Origin of the sequence: Lysinibacillus fusiformis, from assembly GCF_003049525.1 — a bacterium.
GTDB lineage: Bacteria > Bacillota > Bacilli > Bacillales_A > Planococcaceae > Lysinibacillus > Lysinibacillus fusiformis.
The window spans coordinates 148,551-170,911 of the sequence record NZ_PYWL01000004.1 but is presented as its reverse complement, the minus strand read 5'-3'; the positions used below and the strand labels follow the sequence as shown (position 1 = coordinate 170,911).

At 37.1% G+C, this 22,361-nt stretch carries 23 protein-coding genes; 7 read left to right on the top strand and 16 right to left on the bottom strand.

Annotated features, from left to right (window positions below):
- Window positions 1–180: 180 nt before the first annotated feature.
- The 3 genes from C9J29_RS12095 to C9J29_RS12085 all read right to left on the bottom strand — a co-directional run bounded on the left by C9J29_RS12095 (window position 181) and on the right by C9J29_RS12085 (window position 4,381).
- Entirely contained in the window at window positions 181–1,566 is a 1,386-nt protein-coding gene (locus C9J29_RS12095; protein WP_008181236.1) for a HAMP domain-containing sensor histidine kinase, read from the bottom strand.
- Window positions 1,563–2,240, bottom strand: a complete 678-nt coding sequence (locus C9J29_RS12090; RefSeq protein WP_043990791.1) for a response regulator transcription factor — start codon at window positions 2,238–2,240, stop codon at window positions 1,563–1,565. The genes C9J29_RS12095 and C9J29_RS12090 overlap by 4 nt, the downstream gene beginning before the upstream one ends.
- Window positions 2,241–2,353: 113 nt before the next feature.
- Window positions 2,354–4,381, bottom strand: coding sequence for a diguanylate cyclase domain-containing protein (locus C9J29_RS12085; protein WP_089984383.1), 2,028 nt, complete (start codon window positions 4,379–4,381; stop codon window positions 2,354–2,356).
- A gap of 540 nt (window positions 4,382–4,921) precedes the next feature.
- On the opposite strand from C9J29_RS12085, the gene C9J29_RS12080 reads away from it, so the two are divergent.
- Window positions 4,922–5,470, top strand: coding sequence for a GNAT family N-acetyltransferase (locus tag C9J29_RS12080; protein ID WP_025115397.1), 549 nt, complete (start codon window positions 4,922–4,924; stop codon window positions 5,468–5,470).
- 70 nt (window positions 5,471–5,540) lie between these two features.
- On the opposite strand, the gene C9J29_RS12075 is transcribed toward C9J29_RS12080, so the two are convergent.
- Entirely contained in the window at window positions 5,541–6,617 is a 1,077-nt protein-coding gene (locus tag C9J29_RS12075) for an undecaprenyldiphospho-muramoylpentapeptide beta-N-acetylglucosaminyltransferase (protein ID WP_089984387.1), read from the bottom strand.
- Between the two features lie 170 nt (window positions 6,618–6,787).
- On the opposite strand from C9J29_RS12075, the gene C9J29_RS12070 reads away from it, so the two are divergent.
- A complete protein-coding gene (locus C9J29_RS12070) occupies window positions 6,788–8,137 on the top strand; it encodes an MATE family efflux transporter (RefSeq protein ID WP_107922226.1) in 1,350 nt (449 codons plus the stop codon).
- Between the two features lie 41 nt (window positions 8,138–8,178).
- On the opposite strand, the gene C9J29_RS12065 is transcribed toward C9J29_RS12070, so the two are convergent.
- The 7 genes from C9J29_RS12065 to C9J29_RS12035 form a co-directional block, all read right to left on the bottom strand.
- Window positions 8,179–9,255, bottom strand: coding sequence for a Ger(x)C family spore germination protein (locus C9J29_RS12065; RefSeq protein ID WP_089984392.1), 1,077 nt, complete (start codon window positions 9,253–9,255; stop codon window positions 8,179–8,181).
- The gene (locus C9J29_RS12060) at window positions 9,245–10,273 is read right to left on the bottom strand and encodes a GerAB/ArcD/ProY family transporter (protein WP_090001562.1); all 1,029 of its coding nucleotides are present in this window, start codon (window positions 10,271–10,273) and stop codon (window positions 9,245–9,247) included. The genes C9J29_RS12065 and C9J29_RS12060 overlap by 11 nt, the downstream gene beginning before the upstream one ends.
- Window positions 10,270–11,703 carry a spore germination protein gene (locus C9J29_RS12055; RefSeq protein ID WP_089984397.1) on the bottom strand — a complete coding sequence of 478 codons (1,434 nt, stop codon included), beginning with the start codon at window positions 11,701–11,703 and terminating at the stop codon, window positions 10,270–10,272. Before C9J29_RS12055 ends, C9J29_RS12060 begins: the two co-directional genes overlap by 4 nt.
- Window positions 11,704–11,924: 221 nt before the next feature.
- Complete coding sequence (locus C9J29_RS12050) at window positions 11,925–12,611, bottom strand: CAP domain-containing protein (protein WP_008181638.1); 687 nt, start codon at window positions 12,609–12,611, stop codon at window positions 11,925–11,927.
- 444 nt (window positions 12,612–13,055) lie between these two features.
- Entirely contained in the window at window positions 13,056–13,958 is a 903-nt protein-coding gene (locus C9J29_RS12045; RefSeq protein WP_107922225.1) for a CobW family GTP-binding protein, read from the bottom strand.
- Between the two features lie 69 nt (window positions 13,959–14,027).
- Window positions 14,028–15,542: a lmo1851 family serine protease gene (locus C9J29_RS12040; RefSeq protein ID WP_008181642.1), complete on the bottom strand. Its 1,515-nt coding sequence runs from the start codon at window positions 15,540–15,542 to the stop codon at window positions 14,028–14,030.
- Between the two features lie 317 nt (window positions 15,543–15,859).
- Window positions 15,860–16,633 carry a GNAT family N-acetyltransferase gene (locus C9J29_RS12035; RefSeq protein ID WP_237068824.1) on the bottom strand — a complete coding sequence of 258 codons (774 nt, stop codon included), beginning with the start codon at window positions 16,631–16,633 and terminating at the stop codon, window positions 15,860–15,862.
- A 127-nt stretch (window positions 16,634–16,760) separates the two neighbouring features.
- On the opposite strand from C9J29_RS12035, the gene C9J29_RS12030 reads away from it, so the two are divergent.
- Window positions 16,761–17,033 (top strand): translation initiation factor 2, encoded by a 273-nt coding sequence (locus C9J29_RS12030; protein ID WP_089984403.1) that lies wholly within the window; start codon window positions 16,761–16,763, stop codon window positions 17,031–17,033.
- Between the two features lie 56 nt (window positions 17,034–17,089).
- Here C9J29_RS12030 and C9J29_RS12025 read toward each other — a convergent pair whose 3' ends face one another.
- From C9J29_RS12025 to fabZ, 4 genes are all read right to left on the bottom strand, one after another.
- The gene (locus tag C9J29_RS12025) at window positions 17,090–17,836 is read right to left on the bottom strand and encodes a polysaccharide deacetylase family protein (protein ID WP_107922224.1); all 747 of its coding nucleotides are present in this window, start codon (window positions 17,834–17,836) and stop codon (window positions 17,090–17,092) included.
- A 77-nt stretch (window positions 17,837–17,913) separates the two neighbouring features.
- Window positions 17,914–18,354, bottom strand: a complete 441-nt coding sequence (locus C9J29_RS12020) for a DinB family protein (RefSeq protein ID WP_107922223.1) — start codon at window positions 18,352–18,354, stop codon at window positions 17,914–17,916.
- Window positions 18,338–18,832 carry a hydroxymyristoyl-ACP dehydratase gene (locus C9J29_RS12015; RefSeq protein WP_107922222.1) on the bottom strand — a complete coding sequence of 165 codons (495 nt, stop codon included), beginning with the start codon at window positions 18,830–18,832 and terminating at the stop codon, window positions 18,338–18,340. The genes C9J29_RS12020 and C9J29_RS12015 overlap by 17 nt, the downstream gene beginning before the upstream one ends.
- Before the next feature lie 95 nt (window positions 18,833–18,927).
- Window positions 18,928–19,353, bottom strand: coding sequence for a 3-hydroxyacyl-ACP dehydratase FabZ (gene fabZ / locus C9J29_RS12010; RefSeq protein WP_008174760.1), 426 nt, complete (start codon window positions 19,351–19,353; stop codon window positions 18,928–18,930).
- A gap of 246 nt (window positions 19,354–19,599) precedes the next feature.
- On the opposite strand from fabZ, the gene C9J29_RS12005 reads away from it, so the two are divergent.
- Entirely contained in the window at window positions 19,600–20,217 is a 618-nt protein-coding gene (locus C9J29_RS12005) for a LysE family translocator (RefSeq protein ID WP_025115411.1), read from the top strand.
- Between the two features lie 89 nt (window positions 20,218–20,306).
- Window positions 20,307–20,774: a DinB family protein gene (locus C9J29_RS12000; RefSeq protein ID WP_089984412.1), complete on the top strand. Its 468-nt coding sequence runs from the start codon at window positions 20,307–20,309 to the stop codon at window positions 20,772–20,774.
- Window positions 20,775–20,903: 129 nt separating this feature from the next.
- Here the strand turns inward: C9J29_RS12000 and C9J29_RS24340 are convergent, their stop codons facing one another.
- A complete protein-coding gene (locus C9J29_RS24340; protein ID WP_164908711.1) occupies window positions 20,904–21,068 on the bottom strand; it encodes a hypothetical protein in 165 nt (54 codons plus the stop codon).
- 141 nt (window positions 21,069–21,209) lie between these two features.
- Between C9J29_RS24340 and C9J29_RS11995 the strand changes: the two genes are divergently transcribed.
- Entirely contained in the window at window positions 21,210–22,052 is an 843-nt protein-coding gene (locus C9J29_RS11995; protein ID WP_008174766.1) for a copper amine oxidase N-terminal domain-containing protein, read from the top strand.
- Window positions 22,053–22,134: 82 nt separating this feature from the next.
- The gene (locus tag C9J29_RS11990) at window positions 22,135–22,314 is read left to right on the top strand and encodes a hypothetical protein (RefSeq protein WP_107922221.1); all 180 of its coding nucleotides are present in this window, start codon (window positions 22,135–22,137) and stop codon (window positions 22,312–22,314) included.
- Window positions 22,315–22,361 lie beyond the last annotated feature (47 nt).

The following is a 22,361-nucleotide window of genomic DNA, read 5'->3' as shown; positions in this document are numbered from 1 at the left end:
ATTAATTATATAATATTTAGCCGTTCTTTAAAAGAATGTTTTACACTACTTTTCCATATTTTAAAGAACGTTTTTTCCATCTCAATCTTACTACTCTTCACAAAAAATACAACTCTTTTTAGCAAATTAAGCAATTTTTTTCGCAAAGGATAGAATAATGAAATAAAGCGTGCATTTTTCTTAATATTTTAGCGGGATCTTTAATGAGAAAACGGTTCCAATATTAACCTCACTCTTGACTTCTACCGTCGCATTATATTTTTCAAGCAACATCTTCGAAATACTTAATCCTAAGCCAGTTCCACCAATTTGACGGTTTCTTGCCTCATCCACTCGATAAAAACGATCAAAGATAAAAGGAATATTGTCTTTTGCTATTCCTATACCATTATCAGCAATTTCTAAACATGCATAATTTCCAGCAACTGAAATAGAAATTTGTATCTTAGGAATTTTTTCACAATAACGAATTGCATTTTCTATTATATTACGAATGATTTGACTTAGTGCATTTTCAGTTATAAATAAAGGACCCATTTCATCATTTTTCGACAGCAAAATTCGCGCTTTTGGGTGTACAAGCCTCATTTCATCGATAACAGCCTCAATCACAGATTGTGCATTTGCCTCACTCATCTCATCTTTTTCCTCACGTCTTGCAAGCTCTAATAACTCCTCAATCATTTTACGCATGCGAGCGATTTCTGTTAAGGAAGTATCGATTGACTCCTCTAAAATAGCTGGATCATTTTTGCCCCATCTTTTTAGCAGAGAAAGATGACCTTCGATAGCTTGGATTGGCGTACGAAGCTCATGAGAAGCATCAGCGACAAATTGTTGCTGCTGTGTAAAAGAAATTTGCAGCTCATTCATCATGGCATTGTACATTTTCAACAAATCACCAATCTCATCGTGTGATGTGTAGGTTAGCTGTATAGGCTCATTAAAGCCTTGATCCATCACCATTTTCATGGAAGCACGTAATTCACGCAATGGCTTCATTAAATAATTGGCTAGATAATACCCAATAGAGCCTGATAACACCAATGCCCCAAGACCTGCGATGAGCATAGCTGTTAATAAATAATGCATAAGCGATTGAAAACCGTTGAGCGGATGGACAACTTGGACATACCCTTGAAAAAAGCCTAGTCGTATTGGTTCATTCATGACCAGTACATCCTGCTTATCAATGGTCGTCTCAAAAATCTCCTGCATGGAGTTAAGAGGTGCAGCAGCTGAAGTATTATTGATACGCAAAATATCCACGCCGTCCGCATTAAACATTCTAACAGTTTCATCTCGATCGACAATCGATTTGAGCAAACCAGTATTTTGTTGAATTTGTTGAATCGTAATATCCGGTCCCTGTGATTGTAAAAATGAAATAATATCTCTGCTAGTCCGTTCAACCTTGCTTTCCTCATCATTTAAAAGCCATGTATGGAGAGAAATATAAACAACCACGCAAATAATCGTATAGCTTAAAAAAATCACACTACTCGATGTGAGCATCCATTTTTTCTGTAAAGATTGACGACGGAGATACATCAGTAACTTGTTCATTCCCGCATCACATACCCAACACCTCGAACCGTTTCAATATAGGCATTCGTATCACCTGGGAGCTTCGTCCGTAAATGACGTATATACACATCTACCACATTGGTCTCTATATCTGTATCGTAGCCCCATACAGATGTTAGAATATGCTCGCGTGTACAAACTCTATTTTTGTGTTCGATTAATAGTTTCAGTAAATCATATTCTGTCTTTGTAAGGTCAAGTTTATTCCCTTGCACGAAAACTTCATAGGCTGCGATATCTATCTCAATATCACGTAAACTCAAAAATTCACTATTTGCTGGCTCTTGTGTTGTTGCACGACGTAAAATCGTTCGAATTCTTGCTAATAGTTCTTCGATCGCAAATGGCTTGACGATGTAGTCATCTGCTCCAGCATCAAGGCCAGCTACACGATCCATAACAGCGTCTCTTGCCGTTATTAAAATAATAGGTACTTGAGATTGTGTCCTAACTCGCCGACAAATTTCAATACCATTGATGCCCGGTAGCATCACGTCAAGTAATAGCACATCAAATGCTTCAATTGTTGCTAAAGATAGCCCCTCACGCCCTTCAAAGGCAACCGTCACGTCATAGCCTTCATGCTGTAGCTCTAGCTCAACAAAACGTGCAATATGCTTTTCATCTTCCACTACTAATATTTTCTTAGGCACATAATCACCCTCTATTCCGAAATAACGATGCAGGATTTTTATCCCTATACTGTTATAGCATAACATCAAATAAAAAGTCTGTCTCACAAGGAATAACTTGTGGACAGACTTTTTTAATGAGCTTCCGAAATAAAGAGATTATTTTTCCCAGCTTCTTTTGATTTATATAAAGCTTGATCAGCCAAATCCATTAATTCATCCAATGTTTGGGCATGATCTGGATAGTAGGAAATTCCTATTGAAGCAGTTGGTGTGAACTGATGATCCTCAATCATCCAGCCCGCTGCTAATTCATCACGAATGCGACGAATAATATGCATAATTTGACTATGCCTTTTATCAATTTCCCTTGTTAAACCTGTTAGGATGACGAGAAACTCGTCGCCTCCTATTCGAATAACGATATCATGACTTCGAACGGTTTTGCTCAAAGCGTGACCAAAGCTCTGAATAAACGCATCTCCTGTATCATGGCCAAAGCGATCATTGACAGCTTTAAAATCATCACCATCCAAATAAAGCATCGCTACACTTGCATTGTTTTCGTCGGCCTCTGCCAATATTGTCGGAAACTCATTTTGTAAATAACGGCGATTGGGCAGTTGTGTTAAAGAATCATGATAGGCAAGATAAAGCAAATCATTTTCCCTTTCTTTACGATGGGTAATTTCACGGGACACCATCATAATTTGAGAAACTTTTTCTCGATCAGGATCATGGACCACCGTGACATTCCCTTCTGTCCAAATAGGTGTGCCGTCCTTTGCCTTCAGCAAAAGTTCGAACTGAGTATCTGTTTGACCAGTAAAGTTATTTAAAAATGTTTGCCATTCATGCTGGCTTTCTGTATCAATAATGGCACTGTAAAACTGACCTTGTAGCTCCCCATTTTCATAGCCTAAATATATTTCATAGGATGGTGACGTATAAATAATGATTCCATCCTCATTCGTAATAACAATTAAATCATTCGTATTTTCCGTAATGAGACGGAAAGTACGTTCAATATTTTTTAATTCTGTGAACATTCTTTTCTTGTCTGTAATATCATAGTTAATGGTTAAAATTTGTTCAATCTGACCAAATTCATTTTTTAATGGAACAATGGTTGCCTCCACCCAATAATCAGCATGATATTTTGTGCGATAGCACAGCTCTCCCCGCCAGATCTCTCCACTAGCAAGTTTGTCATTGATTAATTGTAAAAAATTTTGTGTTTGGTACCGAGGCTTAAGTAGTGCATAAGACTGCCCAATTAATTCCTCTTCCGTGTAACCTGAAGCTTGTAAAAACATCTCACTCACTTCTGAAATATGGCCTGCACTATCTAAAATAGCTATGGCCGTAGCTGAATTTAATGCCGATTTAAACACTTCAAAGCCATGAGATTTCGACCGTAGTTCGGCCTTTTGCAAGGTGAACTGTGTGAAATCCTGCATAATAAGAAAGATTGCAAAGGAATTGTCCTCCTGCATGACAGGCGATAGTGACAGTAAATACATGCGTTCTTGCTGGTCCAACGTAAGCAATTTCACAAACTTTTCATTCACGTTTTCTCCACTAGCCGCTTGTTGTAAATACAATTTAATTTGCTGCACTTCTTCTTTTGGAACAATCGGTAAATCAATAAACATTTTTTGTTTGACGGCTTCATTATCTAATTGAAAATCTTTCATAAAGCTTGAATTCACTTCATAAATCATACCTTCAGCTGATAATACAACGGTCGAAAAAAAGGCATGGTCGAACATGGACCGCATAAACAAAAATTTATCTTCAATACTACGATCATAGTGAATTTCCTTGGTAATTGCTAAAACATAGTCTTCTTGGTTATAGTGCAATGGGCGTACAGTTGTTTCATATTTACGAACCTCCGACTGCACATATGCATAATCTACATAGTCAACCTGTATATGTTCTGCAATTGCATGATGATAGTTTTTCTGAATGATCGAAAAATTTCGATTTGAGGTAACTGCGGAAAGCATTTTTCCAATTACATCGATCGATAACAGTTCTCGAGCTGCATAGTTTAAGCGAATATATTGAAAATCTTCCTCTACTTTTTTCATAAGAAAAACAAAATCATTGCCAATAAATAATTCATTAAAAAAATCTTCGCTTAAAAGATACTCCATACTGTCACCTCCAGAAAAGGCCATTGCCATCATAATAAAAAACTATGTATATGCTTAATTATACGTAAAAACTAATTCTATTATTATAACATAAAAATAAAAAATTTCCTTTCTAGAATTAGATAAATTATATCCTTTTAAGGATATTTTTGATAATTTAGCTATTTAAACATAAAAATATACTACTAAAGTTTCATACAATTGATTAATAATAGATAAAAGTGATATGATTTACTTAATTTTAAATATGTAAAATAAATTGAATATTTCTATTCATTTATCAGAATTTACTGACTATTAAACTAAAAATTTTGTTTTTCACGAGCAAAATGATTGCATGAAACAGCTAGCATGTTATATTATATTTAAAAAACTAGTCTTTTTTCGGTATGGTCGAAATCAGTAAGACAGCGGGAGATTATGGAATATCATAGTTATAACGTCTAGTTCTTTGGGTTTTAATTCCAGTACGAATTTTAGTTTTCTTCTTTATGCTTCAACGGAATTGTTTTAACTACCCTAGTAAAGGAGGCGTTTCGTATGCTTAAACATCGAGACCTGCATGAATGTACAGAGCTTTATGAACTATTATCACACCCTTCTGTATTCCCTTTTGTCCGTCAGAAAGCCACATCCGCTGATGAATACTGGTTTATGACAAAGCAACTGATCGAAGAGGAAGCGAGAGGACTCGCTATCTCGAGGACCATCACTGATGACTGGGGTCAACCAATCGGCACCATTAGTATACACGATGTTGAGGACGGTGCAGGTTTTTTAGGAACGTGGATTGGACTCCCTTACCAAGGAAAAGGCTACAATCAAAAGGCAAAAATGCTTTTTTTGAATGAGTTATTTTTTGATTATAATTTCCATACGGTATTCCTCCGTATTCGTGTTGAAAATATAAAATCACAGCGTGCTGCGTTAAAATTACCCTATATAGTGAGCGCTAATGAAAGTCATCCAACTTTGTTAGCTCAAGTAAATAGTGGTATGGCACAATTTGATCTATTTAAAATTCCAAAAGATTTATTCTACTTAACAACTGCTTATGAAATGCAAGAAGGCGAAGAACAAGCAATGTAAGCCTATTAAAATAAGAGAAGCTATGAGGTGTTGTCATCATCGACATCCCTCATAGCTTTTTTAATGACTTTTATTTTTGATAGTTCAAAATTAATGACGCCATCTCGTCAGGCGTTTTTGGTTTTTGAGTTTTGGACATCGTTTCAACCATTTCCTCTTTACGCCCTGTTAGTGTATAAACAGACTTCATAAAGGATTCCTTTGTTAAAGCTTCTTCCTGTAACACTTCTGCATAGCCCTGCTTTTTAAATAAATTGGCATTTAATATTTGATCACCACGGCTTTTTTGGGCAGATAAAGGCACCAAAAGCATTGGTTTATGAAGTGCTAAAAACTCAAAAATAGAGTTTGATCCCGCTCGAGACACAATGAAGTCTGCTGCATGCATTAAATCAGGCAGCTCCGTCGTCACATATTCAAATTGTTTGTAGCCGGACAATGATTCTAACGACTCATCATAGTTTCCTTTTCCACATAAATGAATCACGTAAAACTGTTTTAACAGCTCTGGTAAATTTTTTCGAAGGGCATCATTCAGAACAACTGAGCCTAAGCTACCACCCATGACAAGTAAAACAGGCTTTAATGTTGTAAAGCCACAGTATGCTAATCCTTTTGCTCTTTCCCCTTTCAACAACTCAGGACGAATGATGGAACCTGTACAAGTTGCTTTGTCACTTGGTAAATGCTTCAGTGTTTCTTCAAAAATGGTAAACACATGAGAGGCAAAAGGTAAAGCTATTTTATTGGCAAGCCCAGGTGTCACATCTGATTCATGGATTACGACTGGAACACCCGCCAGCTTGGCTGCCATGACAACAGGGACAGAAACAAAGCCCCCTTTTGAAAATACGACTTGCGGCTTTACTTTTTTGATAATACGAAAAGCCTGCATCATTCCAGCAAGCACCTTAAATGGATCTGTAAAATTTTTCATCGAAAAGTAACGACGCAATTTACCACTTGCAATGCCATAAAACGGCACATTAGGGAACGTCTCACCAATTAATTCTTTTTCAATACCTTGTTCTGAGCCAATATAGTGGACATCATAACCTAGTTCAAGTAAAGACGGGAGTATCGCTTGGTTTAACGATACATGGCCAGCTGTCCCACCACCGGTTAAAATGATTGTTTGTTGTTTCACATGAATTCTCCTATTCCTTAAAAAACATTGTAGGTAGACTACTTTTTGTGTACAGTGTTCTATTTTACTATATGCCGACGAAAAGATATAGATGAAGCAATAAATTTTCAGCTTTTCTCTCTTTACATATGCTATACTTGTTCATTATGTTAATGAAGGAAGTATCATACATGTATCAAACATCCACTTTGAAAGAAAAATACGCACTACTTTTAAAAATGATCATCCCTATTTTAGTAACCCAAGTAGCTATCTACCTCGTTTCTTTTTTTGATGTGTTAATGTCAAGTCGCTATGGGACGGCGGATTTAGCAGGCGTATCGATTGGTTCCTCCATCTGGATGCCTATTTATACTGGACTATCGGGCATTCTCCTAGCCATTACACCGATTGTCTCCCAGCTTGTAGGGGCAAAAAAGGAAATGGATGCTAAAAAGGCTGTTCAGCAAGGCATTTATGTAGCCATTACACTGTCCGTCATTATTTTCATTGGACTTTTCTTTGGCATCGATTGGATACTTAGCAAGATGAGCTTAGAAACATCTGTACATAATATAGCAAAGGGCTACATCTATGCGATGTGCGCTGGTCTTTTGCCACTATTTTTATTTTTTGTTATGCGTTGTTTCATTGATGCACTAGGACAAACACGTGTCACAATGATCATTACCTTAATGACAACACCGATAAATATCGTATTAAATTACATCTTTATTTTCGGAAAATTCGGATCACCTGAGCTTGGTGGGATCGGAGCAGGCGTAGCCACAGCCATTACTTACTGGCTGATTTTCTTCATTACAGCTTGGATTATCGCAAAACGAGTGCCTTTCGAACGCTTCCGGATGTTTCACAATTGGCGCAAGCCTTCATGGCTACAATGGAAGGAAATTTTGCTAATTGGTGTACCGATAGGCATTTCACTCTTCGCAGAAACAAGTATCTTTTCGGCCGTCACCATGATGATGAGTAATTTTAGCACAACCATCATCGCAGCCCATCAGATTGCGATTAATTTCACTTCCCTCCTTTATATGGTACCTCTAAGTATTTCAATGGGTGTCACGATATTAGTAGGCTTTGAGATTGGTGCCGGTCGCATGAGGGATGCACGTACGTATAGTTATCTTTGTGTTGGTACTGCCATTGTCTTTAGCTTTATTTCTGCTTGTATACTCTTTATTTTGCGTGAACCTGTTGCGCATATGTATACGACAGATAGCAACGTAATTGAATATGCTGTGCAATTTTTAGTATTTGCCGCTATTTTTCAGCTATCTGATTCTATCCAAGCCCCTGTGCAAGGAGCTTTAAGAGGCTATAAAGATGTGATGATAACATTTATTATGGCTATTATTTCTTACTGGGTAATTGGTTTACCAGTTGGTTATTTGCTTGCGACCCATACAGATTTAGGGCCTTTTGGCTATTGGATCGGACTCGTCGCAGGATTGACTACTGGCGCTGCTACGCTATTGATTCGCTTGCTACTTGTTCAAAAAAGAATGACTGTTGCATAATAAAAATCGCCTTTTCCATTGTTCTAGGAAAGGCGATTTTTTTAACGTAAAACTCCTGTTCGAATGATTTTTACTTCCACTTTCGGTTTGAGTAATAAAGAGGAGAATTCGGTATGCCAATCTTCCTTAAACATGTTTGGATGATACGCCCGAATATGACGACCAATCCCTAATGTATCAGACTTTTGATTTTGAAGAATCCGCAAGACTTCCTCAAACTCAGCTTGCATGTTTTCCTCTATCATTTGTTGTACGTCTTGAAAAATTTCATCCTTATATAAATGATCGTGCGGAAATTCTTCAACCTCCACATCAATGGTATAACTCATATCTATTGTTCGTAATTCCTCATTGACAGTCCATTTACGCTTCACCTTTAACACATCAACTGTAATTGGATTGACCTTCCCATCATTTTGCCACAGATAGCTCATTCGTGCTGCTTTACTTTTTTTATTCATTAATAGCAGCATCGTTAAGGATTGGGATGGTGTTAAGACAGTGCCGGTAAAGCTTCGTCCCGAAAATATAGCTAAGCCCCCTGCCACCGCATGCTTTTTATCTTCACTAAGTTGAAAATAAGGCAGAGCAATATCAATGGTCTGATCCAAAAGCATAGAACCCACTACTTGCAAATCGATCTTTGGAAAATAGGTATTATCCTCTGAACTTTCGATAAATCGCTGATAATAGCTCCCCGCGCTACCGGCAAGATCTTTTGTCAAATCTACAAACGGTTTAACATCACCATCAGTAAGCGCGATTTTGATAGATATAGGATTTTGAGGGTCCCGAAAATATATATCCAATAGTTCAAAGATGGACTCCCTCGCCGTACGATCGGAAATCAGAATTGTTGATAGCTCCGATAAATCAAGTGTTTGCTCCACTTTTAAATTGGCATTTGTCCGCACTTCACGAGGTGATAACCCTTCAGCCTCGATAATTTCCGTTACTTGAGTCATTGAAGTTGGATAGGCATAATACCCTTTATACGTTCCAACATAACCTTCTATCCCAACAAGCGTCACAACGGAAGAGTTTTTATAAAGTCTTTCATCCCAGCAGCCAGCTAGCAGTAACATCGACAGGACCATTACAATTCCTTTACGAAACACTTTTTCCCCTCCATTTATTCCAACCAATTATGACTATAGGCAATAAAATAGTAAAGAAGATGAATACGTAGTGTAAAGAATTTTTGATAAACTCAATGCTTCGAAAATGTAAGACAAAAAGCGGTAGAATGGCTAGGAAAAGATGATACACAATAATACTTCTTCTCGGATGCTTCTTTTGTTTCATAAAATGAAGCACTCTGAAAGATAGCCCATAAATCATAATAGTAACAATCGACCAGGAAAGCCAAATATAGACGAAAAAAATATCAAGTCGCTTCACAAATGTGACTTCCTGTGATTTTAAAATATACATAATGGGTTCTGGTATGAGATTAATTTCATCCAAAGAGAAAAACATTTGCGTAAAAAGTACCGAGATAAAGTAAAAGACGAATATGACTAGTTGATAGGTCAATAAGGGTCTTCCCTTTACTTGTAAATCTTTTTGTAAAAATGGGCGATAAATAAGGTACATTTCAATACCAAAATAAGCATAGATACTATGAATCAGGCCAGCTACTATTTGTTTTGTATGATTCCATTCAATCGGAAAAAGATTACTCCACGTTAAATCGGGTATGGTTAGCATGAGAAAAATCACAAATAGAAAAATAAGGGGAATGAGTAATACACCAATATTGATGACCGTTTCTGGTCTACTTAGGTTGGCATATAACGAAAGGGCTACTATAATGACAACAACAATCCACTCGGGCGTTTGTGGTAGCACCCACGATGCCAAAACATAGCTCATATAGGCAATAAAGACAACGGTCACTAGTAGCCAATAGATTTGATACACCCAACGAAAGAAACCATTTAAATAGAAATACGAGTAATACCGTTCAAAAAATAGGAGTAGGCCATAATGTATGACACTTGCTATAATAAAAATGAACCATGAGCTATTTCTACTGGAAATAATTAAAGGAGTTTGAAAGGCGATGTAGACAACACCCGTTTGAAAAATAAATAATAGTAAAAAGAACTGCGCCTTTGTCAGGGAAACATTCATGGTGTATCCTCGTTTTTCGTTTGCTCATCTTTTGGTGGTTGAAACGATGTAACTTGCACGGTCGGTTTAATAAACGGCCAGCGTAGAAAAATTTTAAGCACTGCCTTCGGTTGAAAAGGAATGATAGGTGAAAAATAAGGCTGTTTTAAAGACGTTAAATTAATTAAATGAATGAGTAAAATGACAACTCCTACGACAATCCCTAAAAAACCAAACAAAGAGGCTAGTACCATAAACGGAAAACGGATCATGCGAATAGTACTATTTATCTCGACTGACGGGACAACATAGCTGGAAATAGCCGTTAATGCAACAACAATGACCATTAAATTAGAAACTAATCCCGCACTGACGATGGCATCCCCTATGACTAATCCCCCTACGATTCCAATTGTCTGCCCTACAGATTGTGGTAATCGAATGCTAGACTCTCGAATCAATTCCATAATAATCTCTAGAATCAATGCTTCAATTAGCGGTCGATAAGGAATATCATTTACGTCATTTTTCACTTGATTACTTAATTCCAATGGTAGCACTTCAAAATGAAAGCTTATAATGGCAATATAAAAGGCTGGTAAAAAAACGGCAGTTAAAAACGACAGAAGTCGAACAATTTTATAAAAAGAACCGACTACAACTCGACCATTATAATCATCTGGCGTCTGATAGAATGAAAAAAAAGTGACAGGAGCAATAAATGCGGTCGGTGAAATATCCGTCATGACCACAACCTTACCCTCCACTAAATTGGCTACTACACGATCTGGATGCTCGGTATTTAACAATTGCGGAAATGGAGATAACACAGAATCCTCTAGCGCATCACTTAATTGACCAGAGCTATAAAAATAATCAATTTGAAGAGCAGCAATCCGCTTCTCTATCTCTTGTAATGTCTCTGGCTTTATAACCCCATCCATATAAAGATAATACGCCTTTGATTTCGTTTGTTGGCCAATCGAAAATGATTTCACGACCAATGCAGGATTATTAATACGTCTACGTATTAACGCTAAATTGGTATCCACACGCTCAATTAGACCTTCATGAGAGCCACGTAAAATACTTTCGCTACTCGGTTCTTCGAGGTTACGTCGAACTTCATTCACTATAGTAAGCGCCAGCATTTTTCCTGTATCAGGCAATATAACGATGGTTTCTCCCTGACAAACTCGCTCTATCGCAAGGGGTAATGAAAAATTTTCTAATGTCGTAATTAATGTTTCACTCCAAAAAGGCTTTGCTGTATCTAAACGTGCATAAATTGTATCTAAAACTTTTTGAACTTCCTTAGCATCTACAAGAGAAGCGTAAAAGCATAAAATAGCTGTATTGCCTTCATGCCAATCTACCTGTCTGACTGTCAAATCAGAGGAATGGTAGAATGCTTTTTGCAGGCTTTTCATCATATATTCCACTCTATCCATAAAACGCCTCCTCTACTGGAGAGTATAAGCATTTTTCTCTTATTTCAAACAAATTTATAACGGATTCATCTCCATAAAAAGATGCCCAGACGGATTTTAACTAGGCATCTTTTTAATATTTATTTTTGGCTCTACCTGTACTTCCCACTTCTACATTCATTCAATAAAAAAATGCCCTATAAGCCTAGTAGACTTATAAGACATTTTCGTAAACAAGAATTTTATTTTGTAATAAATTGTTGTGTCCAGTAATTACCTGATTTCACGTAACCTACACCAATATGTGTAAATTTACCATTTAAAATGTTAGCACGGTGACCAGGTGAGTCCATCCACGCTTGTACTACTTCTTGTGGAGAACGTTGACCTTGTGCAATGTTTTCTCCTGCACTTTTATAGGCGATTCCTAAAGCTTTCATACGATCAAATGGTGAACCGAATGTTGGACTTGTATGTGAGAAATAGTTATTACTTTGCATATCTTGTGATTTTTCACGAGCTGCCGCCATTAATTTATCATCTGTTTGTAATGGAGATAAACCAGCTTTTGTACGTTCAGCGTTTGTTAATTTTACTACCTCTTGTTCAAATGCATTCACATCTGAAGTTGTTGTTGAAGGTGTAGAGCTAGTTGGTGGTGTTGCTGGCTTTTCGTTTTGTGATGATTGATTATTGTTTGGCGTAGTTGCCGTATTGTTATTATTTGTTGTAGGCGTCTCTTTAGATGGTGTAGATGCCTGCGGGAATTGAATATTCCATTTATGATTGTTAGACCATTTATAATAAACTTTACAGTTTGTTGTTTGCTTTACTGAATTCCCCTCTGTTGTATTTGTAGCAGCAGAAGCTATTTGAATTGGAGCTGCTAAAAGAAATGTTGCACAAATTGCAGTTAGTGTTTTTTTCATGTTTGCAATTCCTCCTTCTATGCCATTAATCGTAAAGGATAATTTTCATTAAATTCTTACCAGCATCTGCTAACTACGCCAATACGGAAATAAATACGCGAAAAATCGGGGTTTTTTTGCTATATTTCTTAGTAGGATTAACCAATCTATGAAATACTTACGTTTGAAAGTGGGTTGACACCCCTATAAATCTAGCAAATATTATCGTAAATTCACCATAAAAGTGAATCCAAAATGTATGCGTTATTCAATGATTCAGTTACTCTAATGATTCTGATTGAAAGCCGCCAGAATTGTGATATCACTAGTTCTAGTGGCTCTTCTCACTATTTATATTACAAATATATTACAGAAGTGTTACATTCTCTTTACATAAAAATAAAAAAACCTGCGTAATCCACACATTGTCTAAATTGTGCAATAATCCACAGGTTTACATTTTCTTTATTGAATTCCAATAACAGGAATGGCCCCTACGTTTTCACCAATAATAACTAGTTTCGCTGGCATTTTTATATATTCCGGTAGCCATTGAACCATGCCATATGCATATTGGAACAGCATTGGATTTTTAATGCCTTCTATCGGCACATACCCTTTCATTCGATAAATTGTTTCAGGTAATGCACGTACCCATTCTTCAAATTGCTCCTGGGTAAACTCCATATCCGTAAATTCTACTAAGCGCGAGCCAAGTTGCATAGAGGCTATCGGCGCTTTCACAATATCAGCTTTATCCATTTGTGTCGTTGCCTTTAAATTCTCTAATAATGACAGTGGTACTCGTCCATTCGTCGTTTGCAAAATAAAGGCATGGGGATTTAAGCTTTGTAGCTCATAGACTACTTGCGCTTGCTCTGCCTCTGTTAAAAGATCCGTTTTATTTGCTAATAATAAGTGAGCATGGCGAATTTGTTCCATAAATAGAGAACGTACTTGTGGTGTCAGCGTATCACGGTGAAGCCATAGCTTTGAATCAGCCACTGTTACAATGCCTTTGACATTAAGCTTATCAGCAAACAATGGTGAATATACCGCATCTAAAGCCTCGACCGGATGGGCAGCACCCGTTGTTTCAATAATTAATACATCAAAATCACTATCTAATAGAAGAGATTGAATTTGTGCCTCTGTTTTTTCAGCACCAGAACAGCAAATACAGCCTTCTAGCATCTCTTTGAGCGGAATATCCTTTTCCACGGCCTGTGAGTCAAATGGTAGCTTGCCCAGTTCATTCATAATAACCGCGGGCTTTAAATTTTTCTCCTTTAGTTGGCGAATCACATCTGTCAGCATCGATGTTTTGCCACTTCCTAAAAAGCCACTAAATAGATATACATCCTTCATTCTCTTCTTCCTCCTATAAAAAAAGCTGTCGCAGATGCCGTGAAGACGACTGTTGCGACAGTTGTAATGTTAGTTTGTAGTTTCCTCTGTCTTATCAGCTGTACCTAAAAGAAGCTCTTTCGCTTTTAACAACTGAGGATCATCAGCTTTCATTTTTGCACGTAAAGCATCCATTAATGCATACGTTGTGTTTCCTGTTAAAACACCTGTCTCTTCAAGATTATTCGCAGCTTGTAATTGTTCTACTGCATGCGCTGTATTGTCATCGAAAAGACCATCTATTTCACCAGGCTCGTACCCTAATACTTGGAGCATCTCCTCTGCCGCCTTCACAGAGTCTGATTGCATACCTGCCTTCATTTCTATAGAAGCATTCAAGTATGGTAATGAGGCATATGTTGGGTAAGCGACCTTGACATCAGGAGTAATCCCTTTTTCATTAATCCAGTTACCTTTCGGCGTTAACCATTTACCTGTAGTAAATTTCAGATTAGAGCCGTCTTTTAACGGAGTCACATTTTGAACTGTGCCTTTACCGAAGGATGTTTCACCGACAACCTTTGCACCAACAGATTCTTTTAAAGCACCAGCTAAAATCTCGGAGGCAGAAGCACTACCACCATCAACTAGAACTGTAATTGGTAGGTTATATTTTTTACCAGCAATCGCATTTGTGACTTCTGGTTCTGTATCCTTTTCTTGTACCTGTACAATGGCCTTGCCTTCTGGAACGAACAGATTAGAAATATCGACTGCAGCCTTTAAGTAGCCACCAGGATTTTGACGTAAATCTAAAACAATCCCCTTCATGCCTTTGCCTTCGTACTCCACGAGGATTTTTTCAAGCTCTTGGGCAGTTTGTTCACTAAACGATGTAATTTGAATATGAGCAATATTGCCATCAAGCATTTCACCATATACAGTTTCTACTGGGATTTCATCACGAACAATTGTCATTTGAATAGGCTCCGTATTGTCGCCACGTTTCACTGATAATTTCACAGGCGTTCCCTTTTCGCCGCGAATTAACGCTACTGCTTCTGTAGCACTGAAACCTTGAATGCTTTTCCCATCAACTGTTAAGATGATATCTTTTGGTAATAAGCCTGCCTTCTCAGCAGGGGAATTTTTAATCGGTGACACAACTGTAATATAACCATTACGTTCTTGAATTTCTGCACCAATTCCTTGGAAGCTTGAAGATAAACCAGAGTTAAATTGGTCTGCTTCTTCCTTCACCATAAAATCAGAGTACGGGTCTCCTAATGCGTCGAACATGCCATTAATAGCACCATCGACAACCTTTTCATCTTCAATATCTTTGTAATAGTTATTTTTCAGTAAATCAAATGCTTCATATAATTTCGTAAATTCCTCACGTTCTACAGGAACTTTCACTTCTACTACTTTCTTATCACCAAATGTTAACGCAAAAATCGTTAAACCGGCAGTAATAAGAATTGTAAAGAACATTAGCATGATGAATTTAAACGGTTTTAATTGTATAAATTGTCCTGCTGGCTTAATTTCAGCAGGTGTTGACTCTTGCTGCTGTTCCGTACTTTCATTTTTCTGTTCATCCATCTTGATTGTCACCACTCTCATATACACTAACTTGTTGTCACACTACTACCATCTTAACAGGTTATACAGAAGACGAAAAGAAAAAGACTGTCGAAATTTTATGACAGACCTTGTCTGATCCTGCTTCCAAGCATCTCGCATCCAAATGCTTATGGACCCATCATTCCCTATAGAAGCTTAAGGTATATAATGGTACTGCCTTCTAATTTTACTCATTTCCTAGTAGCAGTCAACTAAAAATTCAATTGAATCATAGAAATACTATAAAAATATAACGTGCCAGTGACTGAAAAAGTTTCAAATCATGGTAATTTTTTTTACACAGGTTCTTCTAATAGGGTTTGAAGCTTTTTATAAATAGAATGAACCGTTAATCGGTGAAAGGAAATAAGCTGTCCTTTATAGATGACAGAGAAAATCCCATAGGGTGTCGGCGATTTTTCCATCAACTCTTCACGGCTTTGGATTTCGACTAAGTCTATTGAAATATCTAGCTTACTGGCAGCGGCTAAAATGTTCTCCGTTGCGACTTCTACATATGGACATTGAAAAGATCGAAGAATCGTCAAGTTGTGATAGCCTGCTAAACGTTCATGCCAATTTTCAGGAAAATACGGTAACTCTACATCTCCACTAAATGGGTAAACCAATAATTCGAAATCAAAAGGTGCAGTGGCGACTAGTTGGAATTGGTGCTGTAAAAATAAAGCCTTGCTTGGGGTCCACGAAGTATGGTCATTAGTAAGAACCGCTACTCCTTTTTTACCCCGTTGTTTAGCATCATCTATGCACTTTTGCAATAATTGTGTACCGTACCCCTTTCCAACAGCGCTTACCCATAAACAATGAATCATTATATAGCCTTCCGCATGCACAACCCTAGAGGAATATTCTGCGTCAGTATACTCTATAAAGCCCACTTGTTTTTGTTCTTCTAATAACTGTATATAACGTAAGCCCTTTTCAAATTGTTGATTTAGCCATTTATTTTTGCTTTTATAGCCTTCACCTATTTTCTTGCTTCTTAAACAATAACTCCCTATCCCCTCCAACAATTGTCCATCCATTTCAACTATCTCTATATGTGTCAATGGCCGCTCCTCCAATATTTAGTCGTTCAGCTAATTTTACCATTTCTTGTGAATCATTTAAATCGTTCTCCTTTTATCTTCCTCACGCATATGATGCAAGTAATGACAAACATAAGGAGGAAGGATAATGGGGAGAAATAATAAGCCCGATCAAAACAATGATTCCTTGGAAATATATGCAGCTAAGTTATCTTATATTGGCACAGCCATTTCAACACTAGGAGATGGCCTACAGACCATTGCAGCAGGTCTTGCCCTAGAGGCACTCGTTAATGCGAATAAGGATTCTTCTCAAAATAATAATGGTGACAGCCAATCAAACGTTCAAATTGATAATATGCAGAAGCAAATTGATTATTTAATTGGTGAGCTGAAGCACATCAAAAAAATGCTGAAATAACCTTTACATAAAGAGAAATCGCAATAAAAAGTAGTGTTGAAAGAAAGCTCTCAACACTACTGTTTTTTTTCCATTTTTTTGTGAGCCATCTGTACTTCAAGCAATTCTGAAACGGTCACAAAGCGATAGCCCTGTTTTTCAAGCTCTGGTAAAATTTGCTCTAGCGCTTTCACTGTCTGTGTCCGATTCCCTCCACCATCGTGAAACAACACAATATTACCTGCCTTTACTCCTTTTATGACGGTATTCACAATTCGATTAACGCCTGGGCTCTTCCAGTCAAGTGTATCCAAATGCCATGACCACATCACCACTTTATAGCCCTCTTTTGCGATTGCATCTATCATCGCATCTGAGAACTGCCCTTCCACCGGACGGAATAATGTGGGTTTAAAACCGGTAATACTATAAAGAGTCTCATTCGTTTGATCAATTTCCTTCATCAAATTCGTTACATTTGTTTTTAAAGGATGGGTATACGTATGGTTGGCCAATTCATGCCCTTCATCGTACATTCTCGAAATAAGCTCAGGATTTTTTTCTGCATTTTGTCCAACAATGAAGAATGTGGCTTTTGCTTGATATTTATCCAAAACATCTAGAACATCCGCTGTGTATGTGCGATGTGGGCCATCATCAAATGTGAGTGCGATGATTTTCTCCTCTGTTTGGATTTCCCAAAGTATTTGTCCAGCTTCTTCATAATACTTTCTGCCTTTATTGTCATAAGAACTTGCTTTGACATAGAAAAATGACACCGTAATCAGACAAAGTGGCAGTAAAAACAGTAATAATTTTTTCAAATCTTCACGTCCCCAAAATTTTTTCATACTTTATTATTTGAGGATTTCGCAAAAAAATGCTTACATTTCGATAAATATTATAAATGCTTTTTCACATGATGCTCTAGGTGATCGAGATAATCCTGAACGAGCCATTTGAGTGTCACCTTTTGCTGTTGACCCATATCACAAGGTCGAGATAATGCCTGTTCTGAGAGGTTTTCCAATACCACCAATATTTTTTTATTTAAGCTCGTCCATAATAATAAGATTTCTTCTATAGGTAATTTTTGATAACCCTGTAGCTCGACCCATTGAACTTGGTCGTATGTAGACACTACATATGGTGAAACGTCGTATTGAATCTTTATAAATCGTTCAAGGTTGATGAGAGCAGAATCGCATAAATGACCTAAGTATTCTTTTTTAGACCATCTATTCGGAGCAGTGCGTTCTGTCATTTCTGTTTCAGTCATAATGTGAAACATTTCGGGGATTTTCAGCAACCAATAACGTAATAATTCAATGATGTTCTGCATAATGATCATCTCCTGTTTGATAAATGGTCACGTAATAATCTACTAACGCTATCACAGCCTGCACTCGTTTATGTTCTTTTTCAATTTTATAGGAAATAAAGAGAATCGTGACATTCAAACTCAATATCGCCAAGGCCACAATTTGGACAAGCGAATGTCCCATCATCAATTGGCTATTCACGGCAGCAGCAATCAACGTAAACACGGACAAAATGACCCCAATTAAAGTGATGAAAATGGGCTTTAAACGCATAATTTCCTCCGCCTGCTGCCTTAACATACGTATGATAAAGCATAGCTCCTGTGTTGTATATTGTTGCTGAAAAATAACAAAATAGGACTGATAAATATCTTGGTGAAGCTTCTTATGGAGAATTTGTTTATGCATTTTTTGTACAAATCGATCACAAAAATCATTATCTAATGCTTCCTCTGGCCGTAACCGCTTTTCATTACATTCTACTATAGCGACCCTCAATCCCCCTCATTCGGTCATAATGATTACTATTATATGAAAGAAAATTAGGGGTGTAGTACGCCTTGAAGCAAGTCTTTATCTATTGAGCAAATTTCTTAATTGCCAAATGCGAACACAAGCTCCATTTCACAAACCATTTCTCCATCAACCGTCGCGATTCCCTTCCCTTTACCGATTGAGCCTTTTACACGTGTAATTTCTACTTCAAGACGTAATTGATCTCCAGGCTTCACTTGTTTTTTAAAACGACATTGATCTATGCCTGCTAGCAATCCCAGTCTTCCCTCATTGCCTTCCTTCGTTAGCATGATGACCGCGCTAACTTGCGCTAATGCTTCCACTATCAGAACACCTGGCATCACAGGATATTGGGGAAAATGACCGTTAAAAAACTCCTCATTGATCGTCACATTTTTAAGACCTACTGCACGTTTTCCTTCCTCCAATTCTTCAATACGATCCACCAAAAGGAATGGATAACGATGTGGTAAAATTTCTTGTATTTGTTGACTAGTTAACATGCGGATACCTCCATTTTTTTAATGATCTCATTCTATCATTAAATACTATTAGTTGGTACTAAAAAATACCCTGAACTATAAAGCGAATCATCCATTCAAGTCGCATATACTATCCGCTTATTATTTTCTGAATATTTTTTCATTCCTTTTTCAATATTTCTTTATCGACAGCTCTATAGTAGCTAGAATATAATATGTCATGCATTCACCCTAGAATGATTAGTTTATTAGAATAGGATGGTAAGCATGTTATCTTTTATCGCAATAGTTCTTTTATTATTTTTAATTCCAGGACCTGCAGTCATTATCACCATTACACAAACGTTAAAAAGTGGTAAAAAGAATGGCATTTATACAGCTTTAGGTATCGGTCTCGGCGACTTAGTCCATACTCTGGCAGCTGTTTTAGGTCTATCTGCTATTTTAATGAAATCTGCCACAGCCTTTGAAGTAGTGAAATATATAGGTGTAGCTTATCTTGTATATTTAGGAATACAAATGCTCGTAACAAAGCCGAAGAAAATTGAACAGCCTACTGTGGAACAAAGCCCAGCAAGTACTTCATTCCGCCAAGGCTTTTTAGCCGAAATATTAAATCCAAAGACGGCATTATTTTTCCTTGCCTTTTTACCTCAATTTATCCAGCATAATGAGACATCTGTTACAGTTCAACTGCTGACACTTGGCATTACATTTGTTGTCATGAGTGCGTTGTATACTATTTTACTAGCTGTTGTAACAAGCTTTATCGGAGAAAAAATGTTTACGAAAACAAGTGGAAGCTCCCGTTGGCTTGAGAAAACGGTTGGCTTTGTCTATATCGGTCTAGGTGTCAGATTAGCCCTACAAACACAAAGCAAATAAATGACGAGAAGAACCCAAATCGGAGTTCTTCTTTTTTTTGGAGGAAAATTGGTGGCAATAGCTAATACATACTAAAAGGAGGTTTTACAATGAATCAGCGACAAGAAAATTTATTTCAACAACTACAGCATTATCGAAGCGAGTTACTACAAATACTAGATCAACTAACAGACGAAACGGCCAATATCATTCCGACTGACTTCCATAATAATATCCGCTGGAATATGGGCCATTTATATCTCGATCAATATTTATGGATAGAGGCTCTAACAAAAGACAAACATAAGGAACTAGACCATTTCACCAACTGGTTTGGATTCGGTACCTCACCTGATCATTTTGATGAAAAAACCCCATCTTTTGAAGCATTAAAAATGTTATTGGCCCAGCAGCCCGAACAGCTAAAGGAACAATATGGTCATCGATTAATGGAAGTATTCCCTCCCATTGAGATGGGCATGCAAACTATAGAACAAGTACTACTGCGAACTATTTTCCATGAGGGCATGCATGTGCAGGCAATCTTAACGATTCATCGGATTCTTAACGAGTCTTAGTCAGAAGCTCTTCAAATTGATCATGAATAAAGCCAATCTTCTACCCATCTTTCATAAAGAAACCATAGGATTTTTATGTAAAATATAACAAGCTTATAGATCAAAATAATCTATAAGCTGTGATGTCTTTTACTGTTTCGGTGTATTCGCTGTTAAAGGATTTGCATTAGCTACTAATTGAACAGGTGTTGTCGTTTGTTGGTAGCTATCCTTCTGTCCTTGGTTTGATTTCCCGTAGCCTTTCATCGCAGCAAACAATGCTGCACCAACTATGCCCCATGTTAAATATTTCACAAAAAAACCTCCTTTCACTCTTAGTATTCGATTTCAAAATCGGTTTATACACTGTAAAAAATTAATAAATAGTAAACTATTATAATCACATTAGAATTTTATGGTAAAATAAGGTCGTGAAAATAAAGGAGGGCAACTACCATGAAAAAAATCTTCACAGGCCTATTATTAACAGCTGTATTATGGACAGCTTCCCCTGCTGACGCAGCAACACTACAACTAAAGATTGACGAGGTTGTCGTGAAAACTGATACAGCACCTGAGGTCAAAAACAATCGAACAATGGTACCTTTGCGTGTAATTAGTGAAAATTTAGGTGCGCAAGTACAATGGAAGGATTCACAAATTATCCTTTCAACGAACCAATCAACCGTTATTTTAACTTTAAACAGTCAGACCGTTATTAAAAACGGTCAAGCGGAACAATTGGATACAACACCATATCTTAAAAATAATCGTACCTTCGTTCCAATCCGTTTTATTGCTGAAACATTCGGCAGTCAAGTCGATTACAAACAAAGTACTGTTAATATTGCGACAAAGCCACTATTCATTAACAATCAAAAAATAAAGGCTCTTCACTATGAATATCACATGACGATGGGTGGAGTTATTCAAGAAGTTAAGGGACATAGCTATCACAACGCTATGTACAAAATTTTTCAGCAAAAAGGAGATAAAGTAGAAGCGCCTAAAGACTATTCTTGGCAATTAAATCTGGACATACCTGGTTCCTATTATAAGCTTGGACAATATGATTTCTTAAACGCTGACAATAAAAGTGTTCAGCAGTTGGATACGTATTCCTTAAACCAAGCATTCCCTGATGAACTATTAAAAGGTTATCCTACGCTTCTTCTCCATGATGTTCATAATGATAGCTGGTATATATTCTCAGATAATAAAATGCAGTCTATTCAACAGCTTATGAATGCCGCAACTAACAACGGATTTAATAAAATTATTAGCAATACCGTTCTTTAAAAAATAACAGTAAACTAAACATATTCTGTATGAAAATGTGCAAAATATTCATATCAACGATTTATGGATGGAGGTTTGCCTCATGCAGAAGTTACTGTCATGTAGTTTGGTATTATTATTACTATTGGCTTTAGCAGCCTGTTCATCGGAAGAAGCGCCGCCAAGCGAAGAAGCTGAAGCTAAAGAACAAACCGTAAATGCACAACCAAAAGAAACCCTTGATTTATTAGAGAATGACCGAGGTTTAGCCATAAATGAATGAATAGAAAAAGCGTGTTTTGAATAGACTCAAAACACGCATTCATCATG